Genomic DNA, 20,037 nt, shown 5'->3' with positions numbered 1-20,037 from the left:
GCGGCCTTCAAGTCCGTATACACCGCCTTCTGCAGGCCGTTGCGGTCCTTCAGGTCGTCGACGAAGGCGACGGCGGAGGCGTGAGTGGCAGCCCGGTTGCAGGCGCGCAGGGTCGCCACGAGCGCCGACGCCTGCTCCGGCGTCGGCAGCAGCTTGATCTGGACCACCACCTTCATGCCATCGGACCGTAGTACGACAGCCGCACGCACGACCGGCACTTCCTCGACGATCACCAGTCCAGGTGACCCATGGGCCTCTTGTTCGCATTTTCCGGCCTCGCCGGTCAGCCACGCGGGCGCTCCGCGCGCCCCGCAAGCGAGCAGATACGGCGACGCCCCGCGTCGCAGCGACAGGAGGCGATCCCTCCCCGCGTGAACGCCGGTACGTCCTCGTCAAAACCAGGTGAACCTTGACGCCCACAGCGGCGTCGTATGCCAGGGGCACCTAATATCTCTGCATGGCGGATGACGGAGCGGTGAGACGAGTGGACAAGCGCGAGTCTGCGCCCGGGTACTGGGCGCCAGGGAGTCAGATCCTGTGGCGCTACCGGGAGAACGCCGGCGAGCACTTCCACATCGTGCGCCCCGTCACCGTCGTACGGGATGACGCCGAGTTGCTCGCCGTGTGGCTGGCGCCGGGCACCGAGTGCGTCCGGCCCGTGCTCGCCGACGGCACCCCTGTGCACGTCGAGCCGCTGGAGACCCGCTACACCAAGCCGCGGGCCGTACAGCGGGACCGCTGGTTCGGTACGGGTGTGCTGAAGCTGGCCCGGCCCGGCGAGCCGTGGTCCGTGTGGCTGTTCTGGGAGCCGGGCTGGCGGTTCAAGAACTGGTACGTGAACCTGGAGGAGCCGGGGACGCGTTGGGACGGCGGTGTCGACTCCCGGGACCACTTCCTCGACATCTCGGTGCGTCCGGACCGCAGTTGGCTCTGGCACGACGAGGACGAGTTCGCGCAGGCCCAGCGGGACGGGCTGATGGACGCTCAACTGGCCGAGCGGGTACGCGAGGCGGGACGTGCGGCCGTGAAGGTGATCCAGGACTGGGGACCCCCCTTCTCGGAAGGGTGGCAGCACTGGCGCCCGAATCACGAATGGGGCGTACCCTCCCTTCCGGACGACTGGGACCGCACTCCGGCGCACGCGTCGCCATGAGACCCTTGAAACGCCCCCGGTCCACAACCGTAGGATCGTCCTCCGCAAAGGATTTCATGGGGGCAACTCCCGCAGGACGCACAGTGCTTGACCGAACGTCACCGAGGGGCGGCAGGACGTGACCAAGGGGTACGAGGGCTACACCGGTACGGGCCGGAGACGGCCGGTCGGGCCGTCCGTGCGGCCAGTGCTGTGGTCGACCGGGTCGGCCGATACCGCCTGTGGCACAGGAACTGCCTCTGACCACGCGGGAATTCCGTTCCCGGGGCACCTATTCCGGGTATCGGGCTTCCTGCGGGAGGAAACAACGGGTTTGCTGTGTGCCGGACCCCACGCACGGCGCACAGCCCCGCACGGATGGATTCGACACGCGTGACGGAGCACCCCACCTCCCACGAGCGCCCCCAGCCGGGCGCGAGCCCCGCGGATCCCCGCGGGGCGCTCCTGCGTACCCCGGAGGCGCTGCCGATGCCGGCCACCGAACCGCTCCAGATGCCGCCCTCCGCCGCCTTACCCGCTCAGGCGCGCACGGGCGACGCACCCTCCGAACCGGGTACACCCTGCGCGAAGAGCTCCCAGGGCGCCTCCTCCGGCCAGGGCGCCCCCGCGACCGGCGACACCTCCGCGACCAGCGGTCCGGAGCACTCGCAGCCCGCGGCCAGCGAGCCCGACCCGCACCGCCCGCGTCCCGTTCCGGAGGGCATCCCGGCCCAGCCGGGCGCCGAGCAGCTCTCGGGCTCGGCGGACGGCCAGGAGCGGCGCCGGGGCCAGGGGCTGCCGCCGGGCAGTCCCATGCCTATGCGGCGGGACGGGGACCGGCTGCGGTTCGTGGGCGCGGCGACGCGGCGGATCGCCCGGGGCATCGACCTGGACGAGATCGTGATGGGTCTGTGCCGGGCCACCGTGCCGACGTTCTCGGACGCGATCCTGGTCTACCTGCGCGAGCCGCTGCCCGTCGGCGACGAGCGGCCGGTGGGCCCGCTGGTGCTGCGGCTGCGCCGTACCGACCGGATCCCGGCGGAGCGCGACACCGAGAACGGCTTCATGCCCGCGGTCCAGCCGGAGCCCGCCGATCTGTCGGCGGTCACGGCGGAGCTGTGCGAGGTACGGCCCGGTGGCGCGCTCGCCGAGGTGCTCCGCGGGGTACGGCCGGTGTTCGCGGACGCGCCCGCGGCCCGGGACGCCCTGCCCGAACTCATCGGTGAGGACAGCCCGTTCGCGGTGCCCACGGGCCAGCGCGCCATCCTGGCGCCGCTGCGCGGCCGCCGCCGGGTGATCGGTGCGGCGCTGTTCCTGCGCCGCCCGGAGCGCATGGCGTTCGAGCAGGACGACCTGCTGGTCGCCGCCCAGCTCGCCACGCACAGCGCGCTGGGCATCGACAAGGCGGTGCTGTACGGCCGCGAGGCGTACATCGCGGACGAGTTGCAGCGCACGATGCTGCCCGAGACGCTGCCGCGCCCCACCGGGGTACGGCTGGCGCACCGCTATCTGCCGGCCGCCGAGACCGCGCGTGTCGGCGGCGACTGGTACGACGCGATCCCGCTGCCCGGCAGCCGGGTCGCCCTGGTCGTGGGCGACGTCATGGGGCACTCCATGACCTCGGCCGCGATCATGGGCCAGCTGCGGACCACGGCGCAGACCCTGGCCGGGCTCGACCTGCCGCCGCAGGAGGTGCTGCACCACCTCGACGAGCAGGCCCAGCGGCTGGGCACCGACCGCATGGCGACCTGCCTGTACGCGGTGTACGACCCGGTCTCGCACCGGATCACCATCGCCAACGCCGGGCATCCGCCGCCGGTCCTGCTGCATCTGGGCGGCCGCGCCGAGGTGCTGCGGGTGCCGCCGGGCGCGCCGATCGGTGTGGGCGGGGTGGACTTCGAGGCGGTCGAGCTGGACGCGCCCGCCGGGGCCACGCTGCTCCTCTACACCGACGGCCTGGTCGAGTCGCGGCTGCGGGACGTGTGGACCGGGATAGAACAGCTGCGCGAGAAGCTCGCCGCCACCGCGCAGCTCACCGGCCCGGACCATCCGCCGCCGCTGGAGGCGCTGTGCGACGAGGTGCTCGACATGCTCGGCCCGGGCGACCGGGACGACGACATCGCGCTGCTCGCCGCCCGCTTCGACGGCATCGCGCCCAGTGACGTCGCGTACTGGTTCCTGGAACCGGAGGAGATGGCTCCGGGCCGGGCCCGGCGGCTGGCCCGGCACGCGCTGTCCCGCTGGGGTCTGGAGGAGCTGAGCGATTCGGTGGAGCTGCTGATCAGCGAGGTGGTGACCAACGCGGTGCGGTACGCCTCCCGCCCGGTCACCCTCCGCCTGCTGCGCACCGATGTGCTCCGCTGCGAGGTCACCGACGACGTGCCCCAGCTGCCGCGGCTGCGGCAGGCTCGGGCCACGGACGAAGGGGGCCGCGGGCTCTACCTGGTCAACAAGATGGCCCGACGCTGGGGCGCGACCCGCCTGAGCACGGGCAAGGTGGTCTGGTTCGAGCTGAACCGGGCGTGAAGCGCACATGAGACGAGGGGTGTCCCCCTGGGGGCCACCCCTCGTCTCCGTTCGTGGACCGGGTCTTCGCTCCTCCCGCTACGCCGCCGCGCGCTGACGGTCCGCGAGTGTCCGGGCCGCCTTACGGCGCTTGGTGGACGTCACGTCCACGGGCGCACCGGCCCCGGCTCCGGGAGCCTGGCTCCACCTGTGGAGCTTGGCCGCGACCTGCGCGAGGCGCTCGTCGCCGGGCCCCACGTCGATGGAGAACAGCGACTCGTCCGGCTTGCGGTCGTCCCCGCCCCAGCGGACGACCCCGTCGAGCTCGGCGAGAATGTCCCGGATCACCAGCAGTTGCTGGGGGTAGAAGCCGCCGCGGGCACCGCTCGGGTAGTGCCCCGGCCGGATCTGCACGGCCGTGCCGGACGCCTGGTTGGACTCGGCCAGGCCCTTGCGGACCGTGCCCGGGGAGCGCCAGCCGACGACGTCGCCCTTGCGGAGTTCGTCGACCTCGTAGTGGAAACGGCGGACGACGTGTACGAGGACGGTCTCCACGTCTCCCAGGCGTACGGCGATGCCTTCGAGCGGGGTACCGGGGACGGGACGGGTGTAGATGGCACCGTCCTCGTCGGCCACCCGCTCCATCTCCCAGCCGTTGTGGGACGTCTTGCCCGTCAGCACTCGTCTGTTGCGTGCCTGTGCCCGTCGCACGGCCTCCCGCACCCGGGCGGGAGCCGGGTCCTTGTCGGCCGCGTACGCCGGGGAGGCGAGGAACTGGGAGGCGGGAAGGGAGGCCGCGATCGCGACACCGGTGATCGCTGCGGTGCGGCCGAGGAACGTACGGCGTGTGGTGTGGTGAGCGTTCAACTGGAGGTCTCTTTTCTGAGGTCGTGTCTGGCCCGGAGCTCCGATACGAATCCCCCGGAGATCAGGAGCACGACGCCGGTCAGGGCCAGTCCCACCGCGGCGGGGTTGACATAACCAGGGACGGCGGCGGCGTACGTACCGACGCCTTCGACGTGGCAGCCGAGGCGCAACGGGACATAGGAGACGTCGTAGCGGTCGATGTCGGCCGCGTGCTGCTCGCCCACCGCCTCTCTGCACGCGTCGGTCGTCATGGTCTCGTCCAGCAGGAGGTGCACAGCGCCCCAGACGTACATGGCGAGGGCGGCGGCGCCGGCGAGGGCGGCGAGAGAGGGCAGGACGACCTCTGGACCCGAGCCTCGCACGCCGTGCCGGCCGAGCCTGCCGAAGCCGTAGCCGGCGAGGCCGAACGCGGTGATGCCCCCCACCACGATGATCAGGAGCACAATGAGGGGGCTGGGCCCCGCGAAGGGATCGGATGCCGTCATCTCGCCGCCTTGCTCACGGGTTTCTAAGGATGCTGTTGTACTTCTCGAAGATCTGGTAGATGGCCATGCGCTTGCCCGCATGCTCCTCCGCCTCGGTTCCCCACCCCTGATAACGGCGCAGAACCTCGAAAATCTCCGACTCGGTGTAGTCGAGGCGCATGGAGCGCATGACGCTCTCGCCGCCCGGAGGGTTTATACCGCCCGGCTTGCCTCCCGCGTCCCACAGGTGGATCAGCGACACGGTCCGCACGCTGTAGGCGTTGTCCTGGTTGACCCTCTGCCACATCGTCCAGATGTCGGCGTCCTTGGTGGGTTCGAGCTTCGTGCCGGTCGCGTGGCCGTTGTCGATGCAGTAGTTCCAGGCGCGGATGCCGACGTTGCCGCTGATCTGGGCGATGCCGGTGGAGGAGTCCTTGACCGCACCGACGCCGTTGAGGTGGTAGGAGGCGACCTGGTGGTCCACAGCCTGGTCGATCAGGTCGTAGTGGCGCATCTCCCAGTAGGCGGAGGTCTGGATCAGCGCCTTGCGCATGTTGTACGTGTTCGACAGCTGGGTGATCAGCGCGTCGTGCGACATGATCGTCTCGAAGCACTGGGTGTGGGTGAAGAGCCTTGCGTCAGCGCCGGTGCCGCCGTCGTCCGCGTAGCCGATCGACCGCATGTACTTGCTCAGGTCGATACCCAGGGCGTTCAGATAGCTGCTGCCGAAGCCGACGTCCGGCACCTGTGTGCGCGGTTTGTTGAACGAGTTCTGCCCGATGTCACGGCCGGAGGCGATGTTGTTGTCGATCTCGATCGCCCCGTCGCCGGAGCCGACCCACTTGGTGACGATCTGGTCGTAGGCCCAGTCCGCCGGCAGCGGATACCCGAAGTTCCCGGAGAAGCCTGAGGACATGTCGGAGACGAACGAGGCTCCGGAGTGGCCGGCCTCACCGACCCGGGTGCACACGTTGCGCGGCCCGTACACGCCGATCGCGAACCGGATTCCGTCGTCCTCGACGGCGTCCTGGATGCCCTTGAAGTGGGGCAGGACGTTGTTGGTGACGTCCGAGTCCAGGGCGTCGAAGTCGACGGCGAAGAAGATGCGGGTGCCCGGCTTGAAGCCGTGGTCCAGGGCCGCGTTGATCGCGGCCTGCCCGGCCGCACGCCCCTGGGCGTAGCTGAAGTCGCCGGCGTCCCGGCCGAAGGTCTGGTAGATCGGGAAGCAGCGCAGTCCGTTGTCGGCGATGGTCTGCAGCTCACCGGGCTGGATCGCCTTGTGCTTCAGGTCGTCGCTCGGCGTCGGGTCCGGGTTGGTGAGGTAGCGTCCGACGTATTTGATGCCCTCCGCCTTCAGCGCCGCCGCACGCGCCGGGGTGATCAGGGTCACGCCGTCACATGCCTCGCCCTTGCGGGACTGGTCGCCGTAGGAGACGAGCAGAGAGGCCCAGGTCGAGAAGTCCCCCACGCCGGTCACGGGGAGAGCCACGAAGTTCTGGAAGTCCCGCACCGCGGACTGCGTGGCCGTGGTGAAGCCCCCGAACGACACCGGGCGTTTGTTGAGGATCATGCCGGCGGAGAACAGCAGGGCCCAGGTGCCGGCGTCCCCGACCGTCACGGTGTGGCTCTTCAGCCCGCTCTGGGTCCCCGGACCGAACACGCCGTTCGCGGTGCCGTCGGCCATGCCGAGTTCGTACTGGATGGCGTAGAGCATGGACTTGGAGACGTCGCGGGAGTTGTGGCCGTCGCACGGGATGATGAAGAAGTCCTGGCGGTTCACGTAGCGGCCGTTCAGCCACCGCTGCACGCTGCGGATCGCGTCGGATCCCGAGTTGACGGTGACGTAGGCGTCCATGTTGAGCAGGCCCTTGAACACCTTCGGCGTCAGGTCGCTGCCCGGGAACGCGATGTCGACGCCCATGTCGGTCTTCAGCTTGGACATCGCGGCCTGGACGCGGGAGTTGTACGTCCCGTCGATGTCGCCGCCGTCGTAGCCCTTGCAGTACATGGCCGACTGGATGATGCGGCAGAAGTCCGCCGAGGGCACCGTCGACGCGTTGAGCTTGGGGTACTTCGACGTCAGCGTGGAGAGCGTGGTGGGCCCGAAGCTGTTGGAGAGTGTCGTGATGCCCAGCTCCCACTGGAGGGCGCGGGTCAGGGCGTACATGGTGTTCCAGCCGGTCTGACCGTTCTCCGTCACGGTCATGCCGATGCGGCTGCCGTAGACCTGGTTCACGAACTGCTGGGCCCGTCTGACCATTTCATCGGCCACGATGGTGTTCCCCCTTTTTTTGCCCCTTTTTGGGCAGACAGAATTCACCCACCGGCGCCTGCGTGGAATTACCCAGTACAGGCACCGGTGGGCCAGGAATCGTGTTACGCGGTGATGGGGACTACTGCCGGAATACCGGCGACTACCACTTCGTGCTGCACTTCAGCGGGTAGAGATCCGCGTCGAACCGGACACAGATGCGGTAGTAGTACTGCGAGCCGCCGAGCATGTTCGACCAGTCGGACTGGCCATAGGGGGGCGTGTCGACCCGGAGGGACTTCAGGAGGTTCCCGCTGGCGTCGTACTTCTCGATCGTCGCATAGGAGGCGTACTGGGACGGGTTGGCGTTGTTGGTGACGCGCACCCAGCCCGCGGTGCAGTCGGCCGACCAGCGCAGTTCAGCGACACGGCTGTTGTTGTTGACGGACCGCATCGTGGTGACGTCGCCGTCGCAGCCGTAGGTCACCGGGCCCTTGTTGTCGCAGCCCGAGCCGGAACAGCCGGCGGCGTACGAGGTGCCGCCCAGAGGAATCATCGTGAGAGCCACCGCAGCAGCGGAAACCAGCGCAGCCTTGACTGCGTTTTTGCGGACCATGCCGCTCCCCCTTATTAAGGATTCAGACCACCGATCGCGGTGGATCGTGGCTGAGATTAACCCGCCGAGGGACGACCGTCCAGCACTTTTGTGGGAGAAGCAAAAACGCCACAAAGGGCATTTCACCCCGCGATACCCGGAATTCGGGATTCCCCATGGGAGAGGACTCCGAGACCAAGGGCGCGAAAAGGGCGCCCGGCGTGATTCCGGGCGCCCTTTTCTTTCTCTCACTGGCTGTTTCGCGGATTGTCCGGATTTCCGGGCAGCGAGATCTCCGGTGACGAGGTGGTGTCGTCCGGCGTCGGACTCGTCGGTCCTCCCGTCGGTGTCCCCTCGGGAGTCGTCTCCGGAGTGCTCGGCGGAGCAGTCGTCGTCGGCTCCTCCGTGGTCGGCTCGTCCGACGGAGGCGTCGACGGTGTGTTGCTGGGCGTCGGCGGCTGGCTGGGCTCGACCGCCGCCCCCTGGTTGGTCTCCAGGTCGAACTTGGTGACCTCGCCCATCGCGCCGAAGGTGTACGCGGCCCAGATCTGCGCCGGGTAGCCACCGCCGTTGACTCGTCCCTTGCCCGGGAGGAGGCCCGTGGCGCCCTGCAGGCTGACCTGGGCGCTGTTCTTGGGGCTCTCACCGAACAGGCCGACCGAGGTGACCAGGTTCGGGGTGTAGCCGGTGAACCAGGCGGACCTGTTGAAGTCCGAGGTACCGGTCTTGCCGGCGACCTGCTGGCCGTCGCGGTTCGGGTTGTCCCGCACCGACGTACGGGCCGTACCGTCGTCGACCACGCCGGTGAGCACCGAGGTGACGGTGTCGGCGGCCTCGCGGCTGATGACCTGGTCGCCGATCGGGTCCGGGAACTCGACCGTGCGGTCCTTGTGCTTGGCCGAGGCGACGAGGGCGGGGGTGACCTTCTTGCCGTGGTTGTCGAGAGTGGCGTAGACGCCGGCCATCTGCAGCGGGCTCGCGCCCATGGTGCCGAGGGTCTGGGCGGGCACCGCCTGCTCGTTCTCGACGTCCATGCCGAGATCGCCCGCGACCTTCATGACCTCGTCCATGCCGACGTCGACGCCCATCTGCGCGAAGACGGAGTTGATGGACTTGTTCATGGCGGTCTGGACGGTGACGTCGCCGTAGTCGACGTCGTCCTCGTTCGGCGGAGCGAACCCGACCTTGTTGCCGTTGCCGTCCACGACCGGCCGCTTGCTGGTGCCGTCGTAGATCGTCCTCGCGGTGATCGGGTCGCCGTTCTGGTTCTCGGCGCCCTCCGCGACGGCGGCGGCGAGGATCAGCGGCTTGAAGGTGGAGGCGGGCTGGTAGTCGGCGCGCGTGGCGTTGTTCGTGAAGTGCTTGGTGTAGTCCACGCCGCCGTACATCGCGAGGACCTTGCCCGTCTTCGGGTCGACGGACGCGGCACCGGCCTGGACGTCGCCGTCGACGGCCCGCTTCTTCGGGTCCAGCTTGCTGGTGAGGGTGTCCTTGACGGACTTCTCCAGCTGGTCCTGCTTCTTCTTGTCGATGTTCAGCGTGATGGTCCAGCCGCCCGCGTCGACCAGCGCCCTGGCGTCGTCCATGTCGCTGGCCGAGCCGTCTGCGACGAGCTGCTTCGCCAGCGCGGTGTTGGCCGCCTGGACCAGGTACCCGGTCTGGCCGCTCAGCCCGGGCGCGCCCTGGGGCTTCTTCGGCACGGGGAACTTCATGGCGTCGCGCTCGGCGGCGCTCAGCCAGCCTTCCCCGACCATGTTGTTGAGGACGTAGTCCCAGCGCTGCTTGACCAGCCTCCTGCTGGTGTCGCTGGCGACCGCCCAGTCGTACTGGCTGGGGGCCTGGAGCAGTGCGGCGAGGTAGGCGCCCTCGGGGACGGTGAGCTCGCCGGCGTCCTTCTGGTAGTACGCCTGGGCGGCGGCCTGGATGCCGTAGGCGCCGCGGCCGTAGTAGCTGGTGTTGATGTAGCCCGCGAGGATGTAGTCCTTGGACTCCGTACGGTCCACCTTGAGCGAGATCACGAGCTCTTTGAGCTTGCGGGTGATCGTCTGGTCCTGGCTGAGGTAGTAGTTCTTGACGTACTGCTGGGTGATCGTCGAACCACCCTGCTTGCCCTTGCCGGACAGCGTGTTGATCAGACCGCGGGCCGTGCCCCTGAGGTCGACGCCGGCGTCCTTGTAGAAGGACTTGTTCTCGGCGGCGACGAACGTGTACTGGACGCCCTTGGGGACCTGGTCGAGGTCGACGATCTCGCGGTTGACGTCGCCGTCGCGGGCGAGGGTCTTGCCGTCGGAGTACTTGTAGATGTTGCTCTGCTCCTGGGCGAGGGCATTGCCCTTCGGGACGTCGATGACCAGGTAGAGCACGATGAAGGCGCCCATGCCGAGCAGACAGAGGCCGAAGAAGGCGCCGAGGATCTTCTTCCAGGTGAAGAAGCGACGAATGCCGCCCTTCTCGGAGGCCCTGGAGGCGGCCGCCCTCCTGGCCGCTCTCGGCCCCGCGGTGCCGGTACCGACAGGGCCGGAGCCGATCACTCCGGACGAGGGCCTGGGCGCCGCGCGGTGGCCGCCGCGCTGTCGCGCTCGTCTCTCTTCCGCTCGTCCCATGGGCCCGATCCGCTCCGCTTCAGTCTCGTGTTCCTACTCGTACGCCACACGCGTGTGTGCCGCCGGTCGGCCTAGCAAGCTAACACCGCGCGCTATGACAAAGGGCCGCCGATCCCGGCTTTTCGGGACGTGACAATCAGCACGCGTCCCTGGGAATCGACGCGTCAGCAGGCCGGAAGGTTGCCCCAGCAGGCCCGCGAGCACCGACAGGCGCGGTAGCAGAACCGTGACAATCGCCCGTGACCTGCGGCACTGACGCCCCTGATCGTCGGCTATACACAGCGGGTATACGTCGTGTGTATACGCCGCGTGTACAGTGCTCCGCATGTCCATCGGTCACACACTCCTGGGACTCCTGGAGTCCGGGCCCCGACACGGTTACGACCTGAAGCGGGCCTTCGACGAGAAGTTCGGTCACGACCGGCCGCTGCACTACGGCCAGGTCTACTCGACGATGTCGCGGCTGCTGAAGAACGGTCTCGTCGAGGTCGAGGGCGTCGAACCGGGCGACGGCCCCGAGCGGAAGCGGTACGCGATCACCGAGGCCGGCATCACCGATGTCCGGCGGTGGCTCGCGACGCCCGAGAAGCCCGAGCCGTACCTCCAGTCGGTCCTCTACACCAAGGTCGTCCTGGCCCTGCTCACCCACCGGAACGCGGCCGAGATCCTCGACACGCAGCGCTCCGAGCACCTGCGCATGATGCGCATCCTCACCGACCGCAAACGCAAGGGCGATCTGGCGGACCAGTTGATCTGTGACCACGCCCTGTTCCACCTGGAGGCCGACTTGCGCTGGCTCGAACTCACCGCCGCCCGTCTCGACAAGCTCGCCCAGGCGGTGACCCGATGACGCCCACCGGCTCCCTCCTCGTCGCGACCGAGCTGCGCAAGGCCTACGGTCCGACCACGGCCCTCGACGGCGCCGAGTTCTCCATCCACCCCGGCGAGGTCGTCGCCGTGATGGGCCCCTCCGGCTCCGGCAAGTCGACGCTGTTGCACTGCCTCGCCGGGATCGTGACGCCCGACTCCGGGTCGATCATGTACCACGGCCGCGAGATGGCCACCATGAACGACACCGAGCGCAGCGCGCTGCGGCGCAGCGAGTTCGGGTTCGTCTTCCAGTTCGGCCAGCTGGTGCCCGAGCTGACCTGTGTCGAGAACGTCGCCCTGCCGCTGCGGCTGAACGGGACCTCCCGCAAGGAGGCCGAGCGCACCGCCCTGTCGTGGATGGAGCGCCTGGAGGTCGACGACCTCAAGGGCAAGCGGCCCGGTGAGGTCTCCGGCGGTCAGGGGCAGCGGGTCGCCGTGGCCCGCTCGCTGGTGACGAGCCCGCGTGTGCTGTTCGCCGACGAGCCGACCGGCGCGCTCGACTCGCTCAACGGCGAGCGCGTCATGGAACTGCTCACGGACGCCGCCCGGTCCACCAACGCGGCCGTCGTCCTGGTCACGCACGAGGCGCGGGTCGCCGCGTACTCGGACCGGGAGATCGTCGTACGGGACGGGAAGTCCCGGGACATGGAGCGGGCCGTATGAGTGCGGGCCAGTGGATCCGCGACCTGGCGATGGGTGTCAGGTTCGCCTTCACCGGGGGCCGCGAAGGGTGGGTGCGCGCCACGCTCACCGCGGTCGGGGTCGGGCTGGGCGTGGCGCTGCTGCTGCTCACCGCGGCGATACCGAACGCCCTGGCCGCGCGGGACGACCGCGACGACGCCCGGGACGACATCGGCCTCGTCCTCCACGAGGAGACCGCCACCGCCAAGCCGTCGGACAAGAGCCTCGTCGTCGCCAACGCCGACACCGACTACCGCAACCAGGGCGTCCGCGGGCGGCTGCTGGAGCCCGAGGGGCAGCGGGCGCCGCTGCCGCCAGGGGTGGACAAGTTCCCCGCGCAGGGCGAGATGGTCGTCTCCCCCGCGCTCGCCGAGCTGCTGAAGTCGGACGACGGGAAGCTGCTGAAGGACCGGCTGCCGTACCGCGTCGTCGGCACCATCGGCGAGCCCGGGCTGATCGGCTCGCGCGAACTCGCCTACTTCGCGGGCGCCGACGGGCTCGCGGAACGGATCGACGGCTCGTCCGTGGGCCGCATCGAGCGCTTCGGAGCGGTGACGGACCAGTCCGGCGGGGAGGAGATGGACCCGGTCCTGGTGCTGCTCACCCTGGTCGTCCTCGTGGTGCTGCTGATGCCGGTCGCCGTCTTCATCGCCACGGCCGTACGGTTCGGCGGCGAGCGGCGCGACCGCAGGCTCGCGGCGCTCCGGCTGGTCGGAGCCGACGGCGGGATGACGCGCCGGGTCGCGGCGGGCGAGGCGCTCGCGGGGGCCGTCCTGGGGCTTGCGTTCGGCTTTGTGTTCTTCCTGATCGGCCGCGAGATCGCCGGTTCGGTCGAGGTGTTCCGGTTCAGTGTGTTCCCGGGCTATCTGAATCCCTCCCCCGCGCTCGCCGCACTGGTCGCCGTCGCGGTCCCGGCGTCCGCGGTACTCGTCACCCTGTTCGCGCTGCGCGGCGTCGTCATCGAACCGCTCGGCGTGGTCCGCACGGCCAAGCCGCCCCGGCGCAGGCTCTGGTGGCGGCTGCTGCTGCCGCTGGCCGGACTCGCGCTGCTCTACCCGATGGTGGGCCAGGGCTCGGACAACGGGGACTTCAACGAGTACATGGTCACCGGCGGCGTCGTCTTCCTGCTCGTCGGTGTCACCGCCCTGCTGCCGTGGACCGTCGAGGCGGTCGTCGCACGGATGGGCTCCGGCTCCGTGTCCTGGCAACTGGCCGTCCGCAGGCTCCAGTTGAGCAGCGGCTCGGCGGCCCGCATGGTCAACGGCATCGCGGTGGCGGTGGCCGGCGCGATCGCCCTGCAGATGCTGTTCGCCGGCGTCGAGGGCGCGTACACGAGGCCGACGGGCAAGGACACCGGCCGCGCCAATCTGGAGGTCGAGGTGGCGCACGGCGTCCCGGTGGCCGCCATCGGGCAGAAGCTCGACCGGACCGAGGGCGTACGCGACGTCGTGGCGGTCTCCAGGGGCTGGGTCGGCGAGAAGCGCTACGCCCCCGAGATGACGTCGGACGTCACCATCGGCGACTGCGCGGCCCTGCGGGAGATGGCGAAGCTCCCCTCCTGCCGTGACGGCGACATTTTCGTGGTGCCGACCCCGGACGACACGGATTCGGCGAAGCTCGCCGAGCCCGGCCGCACGCTGTACTTCGACCCGTCCTACGACACCAGCCCGGGCAAGGAGATCGCCTGGACGGTACGGGGCGAGGTGAAGAAGGCCCAGACGCGCGAGGATTCACTCCGTGGGGACACGATGTGGGGCCTGCTGATCACGCCGTCCGCCCTGTCCGACGAAGTCGCCCCCGCGCTCACGAGCTCCGCCTACGTGCGCCTCGACCCGTCGGTGCCGGACGCGACCGAACGGGTACGGAACACGGCGGCCGCCCTCGATCCGCTGGCGGACGTCTGGACCTGGACGGCGACCGAGCAGTCCGGCGAGTTCACCTCCATCCGCACGGGCCTGTTCGTCGGTGCGACCTGTGTGCTCTTCCTCATCGGCGCGAGCCTGCTGGTCGCGCAGCTGGAGCAGCTGCGCGAGCGCAAGAAGCTGCTGTCGGCCCTGGTCGCCTTCGGCACCCGGCGCCGCACGCTGAGCCTGTCGGTGCTGTGGCAGACCGCGATCCCCATCGCGCTGGGCCTCACCCTCTCGTGCGCCTTGGGCCTGGTCCTGGGTGCGGTGCTGCTGAAGATGACGGCCACCCCGGTGACCGTGGCCTGGACGAGCGTGCTGTCGATGGCCGGCGTCGGCGCGGGTGTCGTCGTGGTCGTCACGCTGCTCAGCCTGCCGCCGCTGCTGCGGCTGATGCGGCCGGACGGGCTGCGCACGGAGTAGCCGTACACGGCTCCAGCCGTACGACGACGGGCCCCTTCCCTTTCGGAGGGGGCCCGTCGTGCGTGCTCACAGGCTGTGGCTCTGCACCACCCGCCGCGCCTGGGCGAAGAGCATGCCCACGTTCACCGACTTGCGGCAGACGACCACGGCCACGACGTCCTGCTGCTCGTTGATACGGATGAACAGGTGGGTGAGGTTCTCGCTGTTGACGAGGATCTCCTGGAAGAAGTGCTGGTCACCGGTGTCGCCCCGGCGCTCCTTGAACACGTCCTCGATCATCACGACCGTACGGCCCTGGAAGAGGTCGAGGGTGGCGCCGGCGAGCAGGTCGAGCACCTCCGGCGGATGGTTGTCGACCGTCTCGTACGACAGCAGCATCCCTGTCGACATGTCGACCACTCCGGCGGCGACGCAGTCGGGTGCCTCGGAGCGCAGTGCTTTGACCAGGCTCATCACCTGGTCGGAGAAACCGGTCGTCATTCGATTGGTCGCCATCCCCTCACACCGCCCCGACCGCGGGTGCGGGCTCGTGCCCGGCACCGGTCGCCGTCAGGATCGCGTCGATACGGGCAAGGGCCGGACGGGTCGCCTCGTGCAGCCGGTCCATGTCGAGGCCCTCGTCGCCCAGGACCACCAGCAACGCGGTCTCCCCCACCGCGTAGAAGGCGGCGCAGCCCTGGCTGCCGTGGGTCACCGTCTGGCGCAGGGTGCCGAGCCCGGTCGCCTCGGCGGTGCGACGGGCCAGCCCGAGTCCCGCGGCGGCGATCGCGGAGACGCCCTCCGGGTCGATCGGGCCCGCGGTGTCGGCCGCGATGAGCAGTCCGTCGACGGCGGCCACCGCCGTGTCCGTGACGCCGGTGACCTGCTCGCGCAGACCTCGCATCTCCCTGGTCAAAGCCTCGTGATCCATGTCCATGAACTCCCTGACGTGTTCGTGGTTCTCCGTGTGCGGGTCCGTGTCCGTCAGGTGCCGGAGTCCGGACTCCAGAGGCGGTGCCGCAGACGGAAGAACCCTTTCCAGCTCGCATCGCGTTTCGCGGCGAGAGTCTCGGTGATGCCACTGGCCCCCGGCTCGCGCCGGGGAAGCTTCCTGGGCCGCTGGGGTGGCCGGGGCGCCGCGGTGGGTACGGGCTCGTCGAGCCGTACGGCTGCCTCCGGTGGCGCGGGGCGGTCCTGGCGTACGGGGCTCAGGGCGCCCGAGGGCGGTGTGCGGACCGGAACCGGCAGGGCCGCCGGCGTGGTGGTGTCCTCGCAGCGCAGGAGGCCCTCGGCGAGCATGCGGGCGAGTTCGACGGTGACGGGGTAGACGCCGCGGCCGGTGGTGAAGGCGAGGTCCCGGGCGGTGCGGCGGCCGTCGGCGTGGGTGAGGAGCTCCCGCCGGGCGGGCGGCACCCGGGTGTCGTCCGCGTCGGTTCCGGGGGCCGGGAGGGGCCGTTCGCGGTCGGGCAGGACCGGGCAGGGCAGCGCCGCGAGGGCCGTGAGTTTACGGGTCGCCTCCTGGAGCAGCCGCAGCGGACTCTCGCCGATCGCGACCGGCGCGACGGGGCCGGAACCGGACGGCTCGGCGAGGGGTCCGACGCCGTCCACGCGGCCCGCGACGACCGCGAACACCGCGTTCTGCAACGCCATCATGCGGACCACCCGGAGCTGTGCGGCACCGGCGTATCCGTGCGCGACCAGTCCCGTCTCCGGCCAGCGCCCGGCCCCGGGCTCGCGCAGCAGCCCGTCCCACTGCTCGCCGCTGATCCGCCCCGAACGCAGCAGCAGCGCCTCGGGGCCGGGCGCGCCCGGGCTCTCGACGGCGACGACGAGGCCGCCCCGGAGGTGGAAGGCGCCACCGGGGCGGCCGGACACACGGAGTTCCCCGGTGGCCGCGTCCCGCCCGCACTCGGCGAGGGTCCGCGACAGCAGGCCGTACCCGGCACGGTCGAGGGAAATCCGACGGTCCGCCATCACTCCCCTTGACCTGTCGCACACGCGCCTGACGTGTAACTCCGAGGGGTGTAGATCTAGCAGCCGGGGAGCACGGCACGGCGGGACTCTCGCTACCTGCCGTTACCTGACGGAAGATGAAGCGTACGGCGCCCAATGGGTCTTTGTTCGGGTGCTCATTTGACCGAATGCGGGACCGTTTCGTACGCCGGTCCCGCACGCACGTACTGCTGACCGGATGGTGCCCCGACATGTCCCTCGACTCCCTCAAGTCCTCGGTACCGGACTACGCCAGGGACCTGCTCCTGAACCTGGGGTCGGTGATCGACGGCTCCGGCCTCACCACTCAGCAGCTGTGGGGCACGGTGCTGGCGACGGCGATCGCCTCGCGCTCGCCGATCGTCCTGCGTGAGCTGGCGCTGGAAGCCCAGGCGCACTTGTCGCCGGAGGCGTACACGGCGGCCAAGTCCACCGCCGCGACGATGACGATGAACAACGTCTTCCACCGCACGCGTCATCTGCTGTCGGACCCCGAGTACGGCACGTTGCGGGCGGGGCTCCGCTCGAACGTCCTCGGCGACCCCGGTGTCGGCAAGGTCGACGTCGAGCTGTGGTCCTTGGCCGTGTCCGCCATCAACGGCTGCGGTGCGTGCCTCGACTCCCACGAGCGGGTACTCCGCAAGGCCGGTGTCGACCGCGAGAGCATCCAGGAGACCTTCAGGATCGCGTCGGTCGTCCAGGCGGTCGGGGTGATGCTGGAGGCCGAGGCGGTCCTGGGCGAGTAGCGCACGGCCCACGCCTCGGGCACGCGTCGGGGCCGCTGTCGAGCCGGTCCCTCAACACAGCCTTCGCCTCAACTGCTTCTCCAGCCGGGGCCGGACGGCTTCCCTGAAGTGTTCCAGGCGCTCCTCGTCGTCCTCGACGAGTTCGAGGATGTCCAGGGCCGTCCCGGTGTCGCCGTGGAGCGCCTCGTCGTAGTAGAGCCAGAGCCCCTGCCTGGCCTGCTCCCGGCACTCGTCGCCCAGGTCGGGCTGGCCGGCCTCGGTCTCGGAGCGGTGCGAGTCACCTGCCACCAGGTGCCACAGCGCGGTCAGCAGATACCTGTGCCGCCCGCGGGGCAGGTCCTCGCCGAGTGCCGCGACGAGCACCGGCACGGCCTCCGGCGCGGCCCGGAAGAGCAGCCCCGACACCTCCAGGTGGTTCTCCAGGTGTCGGCCCGGCACCGTCTCCGCGGACTCGGCGTCGAGCAACTCGCGGAACGTCTCCTTGAGGTGCTCGGCGGACTCGCCGCAGCCGCACTGGTATCCGGACCAGTCCAGCCGTTCGAGTTCCAGGAGTGCCAAGTTCGTCATTTCGCGTTCCAGGGCCCCTGCGGGTCGAACAACACGCGAGGGGTCACGTCGGGGTCACGTCACTTCTGTCCGCCGGCCGTACCGTCCGGTGGTGCCGACTCCCGTGCCGGGCCCGGGCCCGGGCCCACCACCGTGGCTCCCCGCGGCTGCGGCGCGTACCGGAGGGACGTCTCGCGGGAGTGGGCCCGCAGATAGCCCACGACCGTGTTCGTCACCGCCGCCAGCGGAACCGCGACCACCGCACCGCCGATGCCCGCGACCATGCCGCCGGCCGCGACGGACAGGACGACCGCCAGCGGGTGGACGCGGACCGCCCGGCCGAGGATGAACGGCTGGAGGATGTGGCCCTCGATCTGCTGGACGGCCAGCACGACCACCAGTGTCATGACCGCGGTGAAGACGCCCTGTGTCACCAGCGCCACGACCACCGCCAGCGCGCCGGAGACCACGGCGCCCACCAGCGGGATGAAGGCGAAGAGGAAGATGAAGACGGCCAGCGGGACCGCCATCGGGACGTCGAGGAAGTAGATGCCGAGGCCGATGAAGATGGCGTCGATCAGGGCCACTATCACCGTGCCGCGCACGTAGGCCGTCAGCGTCCGCCAGGCACGCGGGCCCGCTCCGGCCACCCCTGGACGCGCCGCCTCCGGCACCAGTTTCAGGGACCACTGCCAGATCCGCTCGCCGTCGTACAGCAGGAAGAGCGTGGAGAACATCGCCAGGAGGATGCCGGTCAGGGCCTCCACGATGACCGTCACGCCTTCCAGGCCCGCCGACGTGATCTCGTCCGTGTTGGAGCTGACCGCCTCGCGGAGGTTCCTGGCGATGTCGTTGATCTGGTCTTCGGTGACGTGGAAGGGGCTGTTGAGCAGCCAGCGGCGCAACTCGTCGATGCCGTCCTGGATCTGGTCGGAGAGGTTGTCGATGTTCTCCATGACCTGCCAGGTCACGAACCATCCGATCAGGCCCATGATGACGAACCCGAGGATCGCGGTGAGCGCCGTGGCCAGGCCGCGCGGCACGCCGAGGCGGCACAGCCGGGAGACCGTCGGCTGCAGCAGGGCCGTGATGAGGAGTGCCGCGACGAACGCCAGCACCACCAGTTGGACGGCGCTGATGACTCGCATGAGGACCCAGAGGGTGCCCGCGAGGACGAGTAGCCGCCACCCGGCCTCGGCCGCGACCCGCATCCCCCAGGGAACGGCCTCGGCGGGATGGGGGCGGGCGGTGACGGCGGGTGCGTAGGACGGCGGCGCCGGGACGAACCCGGTCGGCTGGGCCTCCGCCATGGTGGGGTTCCCGGGGGATTCGCCGTTCGTGAAGTCCCTGGTGTCCAGCGGGTCGTCGGCGGCGTCCCGGGCCTCGGCCTCCGCGCGCCGGCGCTCCAGTTCCTGTCCCCAGCCGGTCAGTCCGGCGCCGAGCCGGTCGAACCACTCTGGCACTCGCGACATGATCCGCCCTCTTCCCCCGTTCCTCTTCCGCACCACCGCTCCCCCTCCAGTGGTCGACGTCGACCGTACATGGCCAAAGCCCCTCACCAAAGGACGGTGAGGGGCTCGTGGAGGTTGAGCGGCCGACGGGTTGTACCCCGAGGGCTTAAGCGCGGCTCAGTACCAGTTGTTGGCCTGCCAGAACGACCACGCCTCGCAGGGGCTGCCGTAGCGGGAGTCCATGTAGTTGAGGCCCCACTTGATCTGGGTGGCCGGGTTGGTCTGCCAGTCGGAACCGACGGACGACATCTTGGAGCCGGGCAGCGCCTGGAAGAGACCGTAGGCCCCCGAGGAGGGGTTGACGGCCTTGTAGTTCCAGGTGGACTCGTGGGTCACGATGTTGCTGAAGCAGGTCCACTGGTCGGCGGCCACCACCTGCTTGGCCATCGCCTGGACCTCGGCGACGGAGTAGCTCTTGCTCGCGCTGGCCGTGAGGGAGGAGACATCACGGGCCGCGGAACGGCTGGCGGCTTCCTTGGCCTTGCGCTCGGCTTCCGCCTTCGCGGCGGCCTCCTCCGCGGCCTTCTGCTTGGCGATCGCGTCCGCGGCGGCCTTCTTACGGGCCGTCTCCTCGGCGTCCTTCTTGGCGCTGGCGTCCGCGGCGATGGCCTGTGCGTCGGCCTGCTGCGCCAGGGTCGCGGTCTGCACCTGGGCCTGCTGGCCCATCGGAATGTCCGAGAGGAGAGTCGCGTCGCTTGCTGTCGCCTCGGCGTCGTTGGTCTGCGCGACGCTGCCCGAGGCAACGCCGACGACACTTCCGACAGCGGTGACCGCGGTGGCCGAGGCCACTGCGAATCCCCGGACCGAAATCCGGCTCACACGGTTTCCTTCCAGCATCGCCCGCTTCGGTGACCCTGGCGGACGCAATCGTGCCCCTGGCACTGGCCTCCCCACTGCACGGTCACGGGAGGCACGGGCCCGGTGGGCAACTCCCCTGCGGGGAGCGCCGCGTGGTGAACTCGGGCGGC

The 20,037-nt window shown here is 69.9% G+C and carries 17 protein-coding genes; 6 read left to right on the top strand and 11 right to left on the bottom strand.

The annotated features are described in order from the left end of the window. The first annotated feature begins 457 nt into the window (after positions 1 to 457). Together E0500_RS15235 and E0500_RS15230 are read left to right on the top strand one after the other, a co-directional pair. Complete coding sequence (locus E0500_RS15235) at positions 458 to 1,153, top strand: DUF402 domain-containing protein (RefSeq protein ID WP_131561669.1); 696 nt, start codon at positions 458 to 460, stop codon at positions 1,151 to 1,153. A gap of 357 nt (positions 1,154 to 1,510) precedes the next feature. Beyond that, on the top strand, positions 1,511 to 3,658 hold the full coding sequence (locus E0500_RS15230) for an ATP-binding SpoIIE family protein phosphatase (RefSeq protein WP_181587009.1): 2,148 nt from the start codon (positions 1,511 to 1,513) through the stop codon (positions 3,656 to 3,658). Positions 3,659 to 3,736: 78 nt separating this feature from the next. On the opposite strand, the gene E0500_RS15225 is transcribed toward E0500_RS15230, so the two are convergent. The 5 genes from E0500_RS15225 to E0500_RS15205 all read right to left on the bottom strand — a co-directional run bounded on the left by E0500_RS15225 (position 3,737) and on the right by E0500_RS15205 (position 10,417). Then, entirely contained in the window at positions 3,737 to 4,504 is a 768-nt protein-coding gene (locus E0500_RS15225) for a twin-arginine translocation signal domain-containing protein (RefSeq protein ID WP_131561673.1), read from the bottom strand. After that, complete coding sequence (locus E0500_RS15220) at positions 4,501 to 4,989, bottom strand: hypothetical protein (RefSeq protein ID WP_131561675.1); 489 nt, start codon at positions 4,987 to 4,989, stop codon at positions 4,501 to 4,503. The genes E0500_RS15225 and E0500_RS15220 overlap by 4 nt, the downstream gene beginning before the upstream one ends. Positions 4,990 to 5,002: 13 nt before the next feature. Then, the gene (locus E0500_RS15215; RefSeq protein ID WP_131561677.1) at positions 5,003 to 7,240 is read right to left on the bottom strand and encodes a glycoside hydrolase domain-containing protein; all 2,238 of its coding nucleotides are present in this window, start codon (positions 7,238 to 7,240) and stop codon (positions 5,003 to 5,005) included. Positions 7,241 to 7,382: 142 nt separating this feature from the next. Continuing rightward, positions 7,383 to 7,787: a DUF2690 domain-containing protein gene (locus E0500_RS15210; protein ID WP_165934937.1), complete on the bottom strand. Its 405-nt coding sequence runs from the start codon at positions 7,785 to 7,787 to the stop codon at positions 7,383 to 7,385. 275 nt (positions 7,788 to 8,062) lie between these two features. Further along, positions 8,063 to 10,417 (bottom strand): transglycosylase domain-containing protein, encoded by a 2,355-nt coding sequence (locus E0500_RS15205; RefSeq protein WP_131561681.1) that lies wholly within the window; start codon positions 10,415 to 10,417, stop codon positions 8,063 to 8,065. A gap of 325 nt (positions 10,418 to 10,742) precedes the next feature. On the opposite strand from E0500_RS15205, the gene E0500_RS15200 reads away from it, so the two are divergent. Genes E0500_RS15200 through E0500_RS15190 form a run of 3 tightly spaced genes read left to right on the top strand, consistent with a single transcriptional unit; the run spans position 10,743 to position 14,295 of the window. Then, positions 10,743 to 11,267, top strand: a complete 525-nt coding sequence (locus tag E0500_RS15200) for a PadR family transcriptional regulator (RefSeq protein WP_131561683.1) — start codon at positions 10,743 to 10,745, stop codon at positions 11,265 to 11,267. Continuing rightward, positions 11,264 to 11,950, top strand: a complete 687-nt coding sequence (locus E0500_RS15195; protein ID WP_131561685.1) for an ABC transporter ATP-binding protein — start codon at positions 11,264 to 11,266, stop codon at positions 11,948 to 11,950. The genes E0500_RS15200 and E0500_RS15195 overlap by 4 nt, the downstream gene beginning before the upstream one ends. Continuing rightward, positions 11,947 to 14,295, top strand: a complete 2,349-nt coding sequence (locus tag E0500_RS15190; RefSeq protein WP_131561686.1) for an ABC transporter permease — start codon at positions 11,947 to 11,949, stop codon at positions 14,293 to 14,295. Before E0500_RS15195 ends, E0500_RS15190 begins: the two co-directional genes overlap by 4 nt. A gap of 66 nt (positions 14,296 to 14,361) precedes the next feature. Here the strand turns inward: E0500_RS15190 and E0500_RS15185 are convergent, their stop codons facing one another. The 3 genes from E0500_RS15185 to E0500_RS15175 are packed head-to-tail and all read right to left on the bottom strand — an operon-like array spanning position 14,362 to position 16,248. After that, positions 14,362 to 14,790, bottom strand: coding sequence for a hypothetical protein (locus E0500_RS15185; RefSeq protein WP_131561688.1), 429 nt, complete (start codon positions 14,788 to 14,790; stop codon positions 14,362 to 14,364). A 4-nt stretch (positions 14,791 to 14,794) separates the two neighbouring features. After that, positions 14,795 to 15,205, bottom strand: coding sequence for a roadblock/LC7 domain-containing protein (locus E0500_RS15180; RefSeq protein ID WP_181587008.1), 411 nt, complete (start codon positions 15,203 to 15,205; stop codon positions 14,795 to 14,797). Between the two features lie 53 nt (positions 15,206 to 15,258). After that, positions 15,259 to 16,248 carry a MarR family transcriptional regulator gene (locus tag E0500_RS15175; protein ID WP_131561690.1) on the bottom strand — a complete coding sequence of 330 codons (990 nt, stop codon included), beginning with the start codon at positions 16,246 to 16,248 and terminating at the stop codon, positions 15,259 to 15,261. Positions 16,249 to 16,478: 230 nt separating this feature from the next. On the opposite strand from E0500_RS15175, the gene E0500_RS15170 reads away from it, so the two are divergent. Beyond that, complete coding sequence (locus tag E0500_RS15170) at positions 16,479 to 17,012, top strand: alkyl hydroperoxide reductase (RefSeq protein ID WP_131561691.1); 534 nt, start codon at positions 16,479 to 16,481, stop codon at positions 17,010 to 17,012. A gap of 51 nt (positions 17,013 to 17,063) precedes the next feature. Here E0500_RS15170 and E0500_RS15165 read toward each other — a convergent pair whose 3' ends face one another. The 3 genes from E0500_RS15165 to E0500_RS15155 all read right to left on the bottom strand — a co-directional run bounded on the left by E0500_RS15165 (position 17,064) and on the right by E0500_RS15155 (position 19,906). Then, positions 17,064 to 17,579: a hypothetical protein gene (locus tag E0500_RS15165; RefSeq protein ID WP_131561693.1), complete on the bottom strand. Its 516-nt coding sequence runs from the start codon at positions 17,577 to 17,579 to the stop codon at positions 17,064 to 17,066. Positions 17,580 to 17,638: 59 nt separating this feature from the next. After that, on the bottom strand, positions 17,639 to 19,030 hold the full coding sequence (locus E0500_RS15160) for an AI-2E family transporter (protein WP_131561695.1): 1,392 nt from the start codon (positions 19,028 to 19,030) through the stop codon (positions 17,639 to 17,641). A gap of 156 nt (positions 19,031 to 19,186) precedes the next feature. Next, positions 19,187 to 19,906 carry a transglycosylase SLT domain-containing protein gene (locus E0500_RS15155; protein ID WP_131561697.1) on the bottom strand — a complete coding sequence of 240 codons (720 nt, stop codon included), beginning with the start codon at positions 19,904 to 19,906 and terminating at the stop codon, positions 19,187 to 19,189. Positions 19,907 to 20,037 lie beyond the last annotated feature (131 nt).

The organism is Streptomyces sp. KM273126, assembly GCF_004337435.2.
GTDB classification, from domain to species: domain Bacteria; phylum Actinomycetota; class Actinomycetes; order Streptomycetales; family Streptomycetaceae; genus Streptomyces; species Streptomyces acidicola.
This window is presented reverse-complemented; position numbering and strand designations above follow the sequence as displayed.

What these genes read in the sequence shown, in the direction of transcription:
- E0500_RS15185 (WP_131561688.1), bottom strand. Translation starts at nt 14,790, where the DNA reads ATGGCGACCAATCGAATGACGACCGGTTTCTCCGACCAGGTGATGAGC.
- E0500_RS15165 (WP_131561693.1), bottom strand. Translation starts at nt 17,579, where the DNA reads ATGACGAACTTGGCACTCCTGGAACTCGAACGGCTGGACTGGTCCGGA.
- E0500_RS15200 (WP_131561683.1), top strand. Translation starts at nt 10,743, where the DNA reads ATGTCCATCGGTCACACACTCCTGGGACTCCTGGAGTCCGGGCCCCGA.
- E0500_RS15190 (WP_131561686.1), top strand. Translation starts at nt 11,947, where the DNA reads ATGAGTGCGGGCCAGTGGATCCGCGACCTGGCGATGGGTGTCAGGTTC.
- E0500_RS15235 (WP_131561669.1), top strand. Translation starts at nt 458, where the DNA reads ATGGCGGATGACGGAGCGGTGAGACGAGTGGACAAGCGCGAGTCTGCG.
- E0500_RS15170 (WP_131561691.1), top strand. Translation starts at nt 16,479, where the DNA reads ATGTCCCTCGACTCCCTCAAGTCCTCGGTACCGGACTACGCCAGGGAC.
- E0500_RS15160 (WP_131561695.1), bottom strand. Translation starts at nt 19,030, where the DNA reads ATGTCGCGAGTGCCAGAGTGGTTCGACCGGCTCGGCGCCGGACTGACC.
- E0500_RS15195 (WP_131561685.1), top strand. Translation starts at nt 11,264, where the DNA reads ATGACGCCCACCGGCTCCCTCCTCGTCGCGACCGAGCTGCGCAAGGCC.
- E0500_RS15155 (WP_131561697.1), bottom strand. Translation starts at nt 19,906, where the DNA reads ATGCTGGAAGGAAACCGTGTGAGCCGGATTTCGGTCCGGGGATTCGCA.
- E0500_RS15205 (WP_131561681.1), bottom strand. Translation starts at nt 10,417, where the DNA reads ATGGGACGAGCGGAAGAGAGACGAGCGCGACAGCGCGGCGGCCACCGC.
- E0500_RS15175 (WP_131561690.1), bottom strand. Translation starts at nt 16,248, where the DNA reads ATGGCGGACCGTCGGATTTCCCTCGACCGTGCCGGGTACGGCCTGCTG.
- E0500_RS15230 (WP_181587009.1), top strand. Translation starts at nt 1,511, where the DNA reads ATGGATTCGACACGCGTGACGGAGCACCCCACCTCCCACGAGCGCCCC.
- E0500_RS15180 (WP_181587008.1), bottom strand. Translation starts at nt 15,205, where the DNA reads ATGGATCACGAGGCTTTGACCAGGGAGATGCGAGGTCTGCGCGAGCAG.
- E0500_RS15220 (WP_131561675.1), bottom strand. Translation starts at nt 4,989, where the DNA reads ATGACGGCATCCGATCCCTTCGCGGGGCCCAGCCCCCTCATTGTGCTC.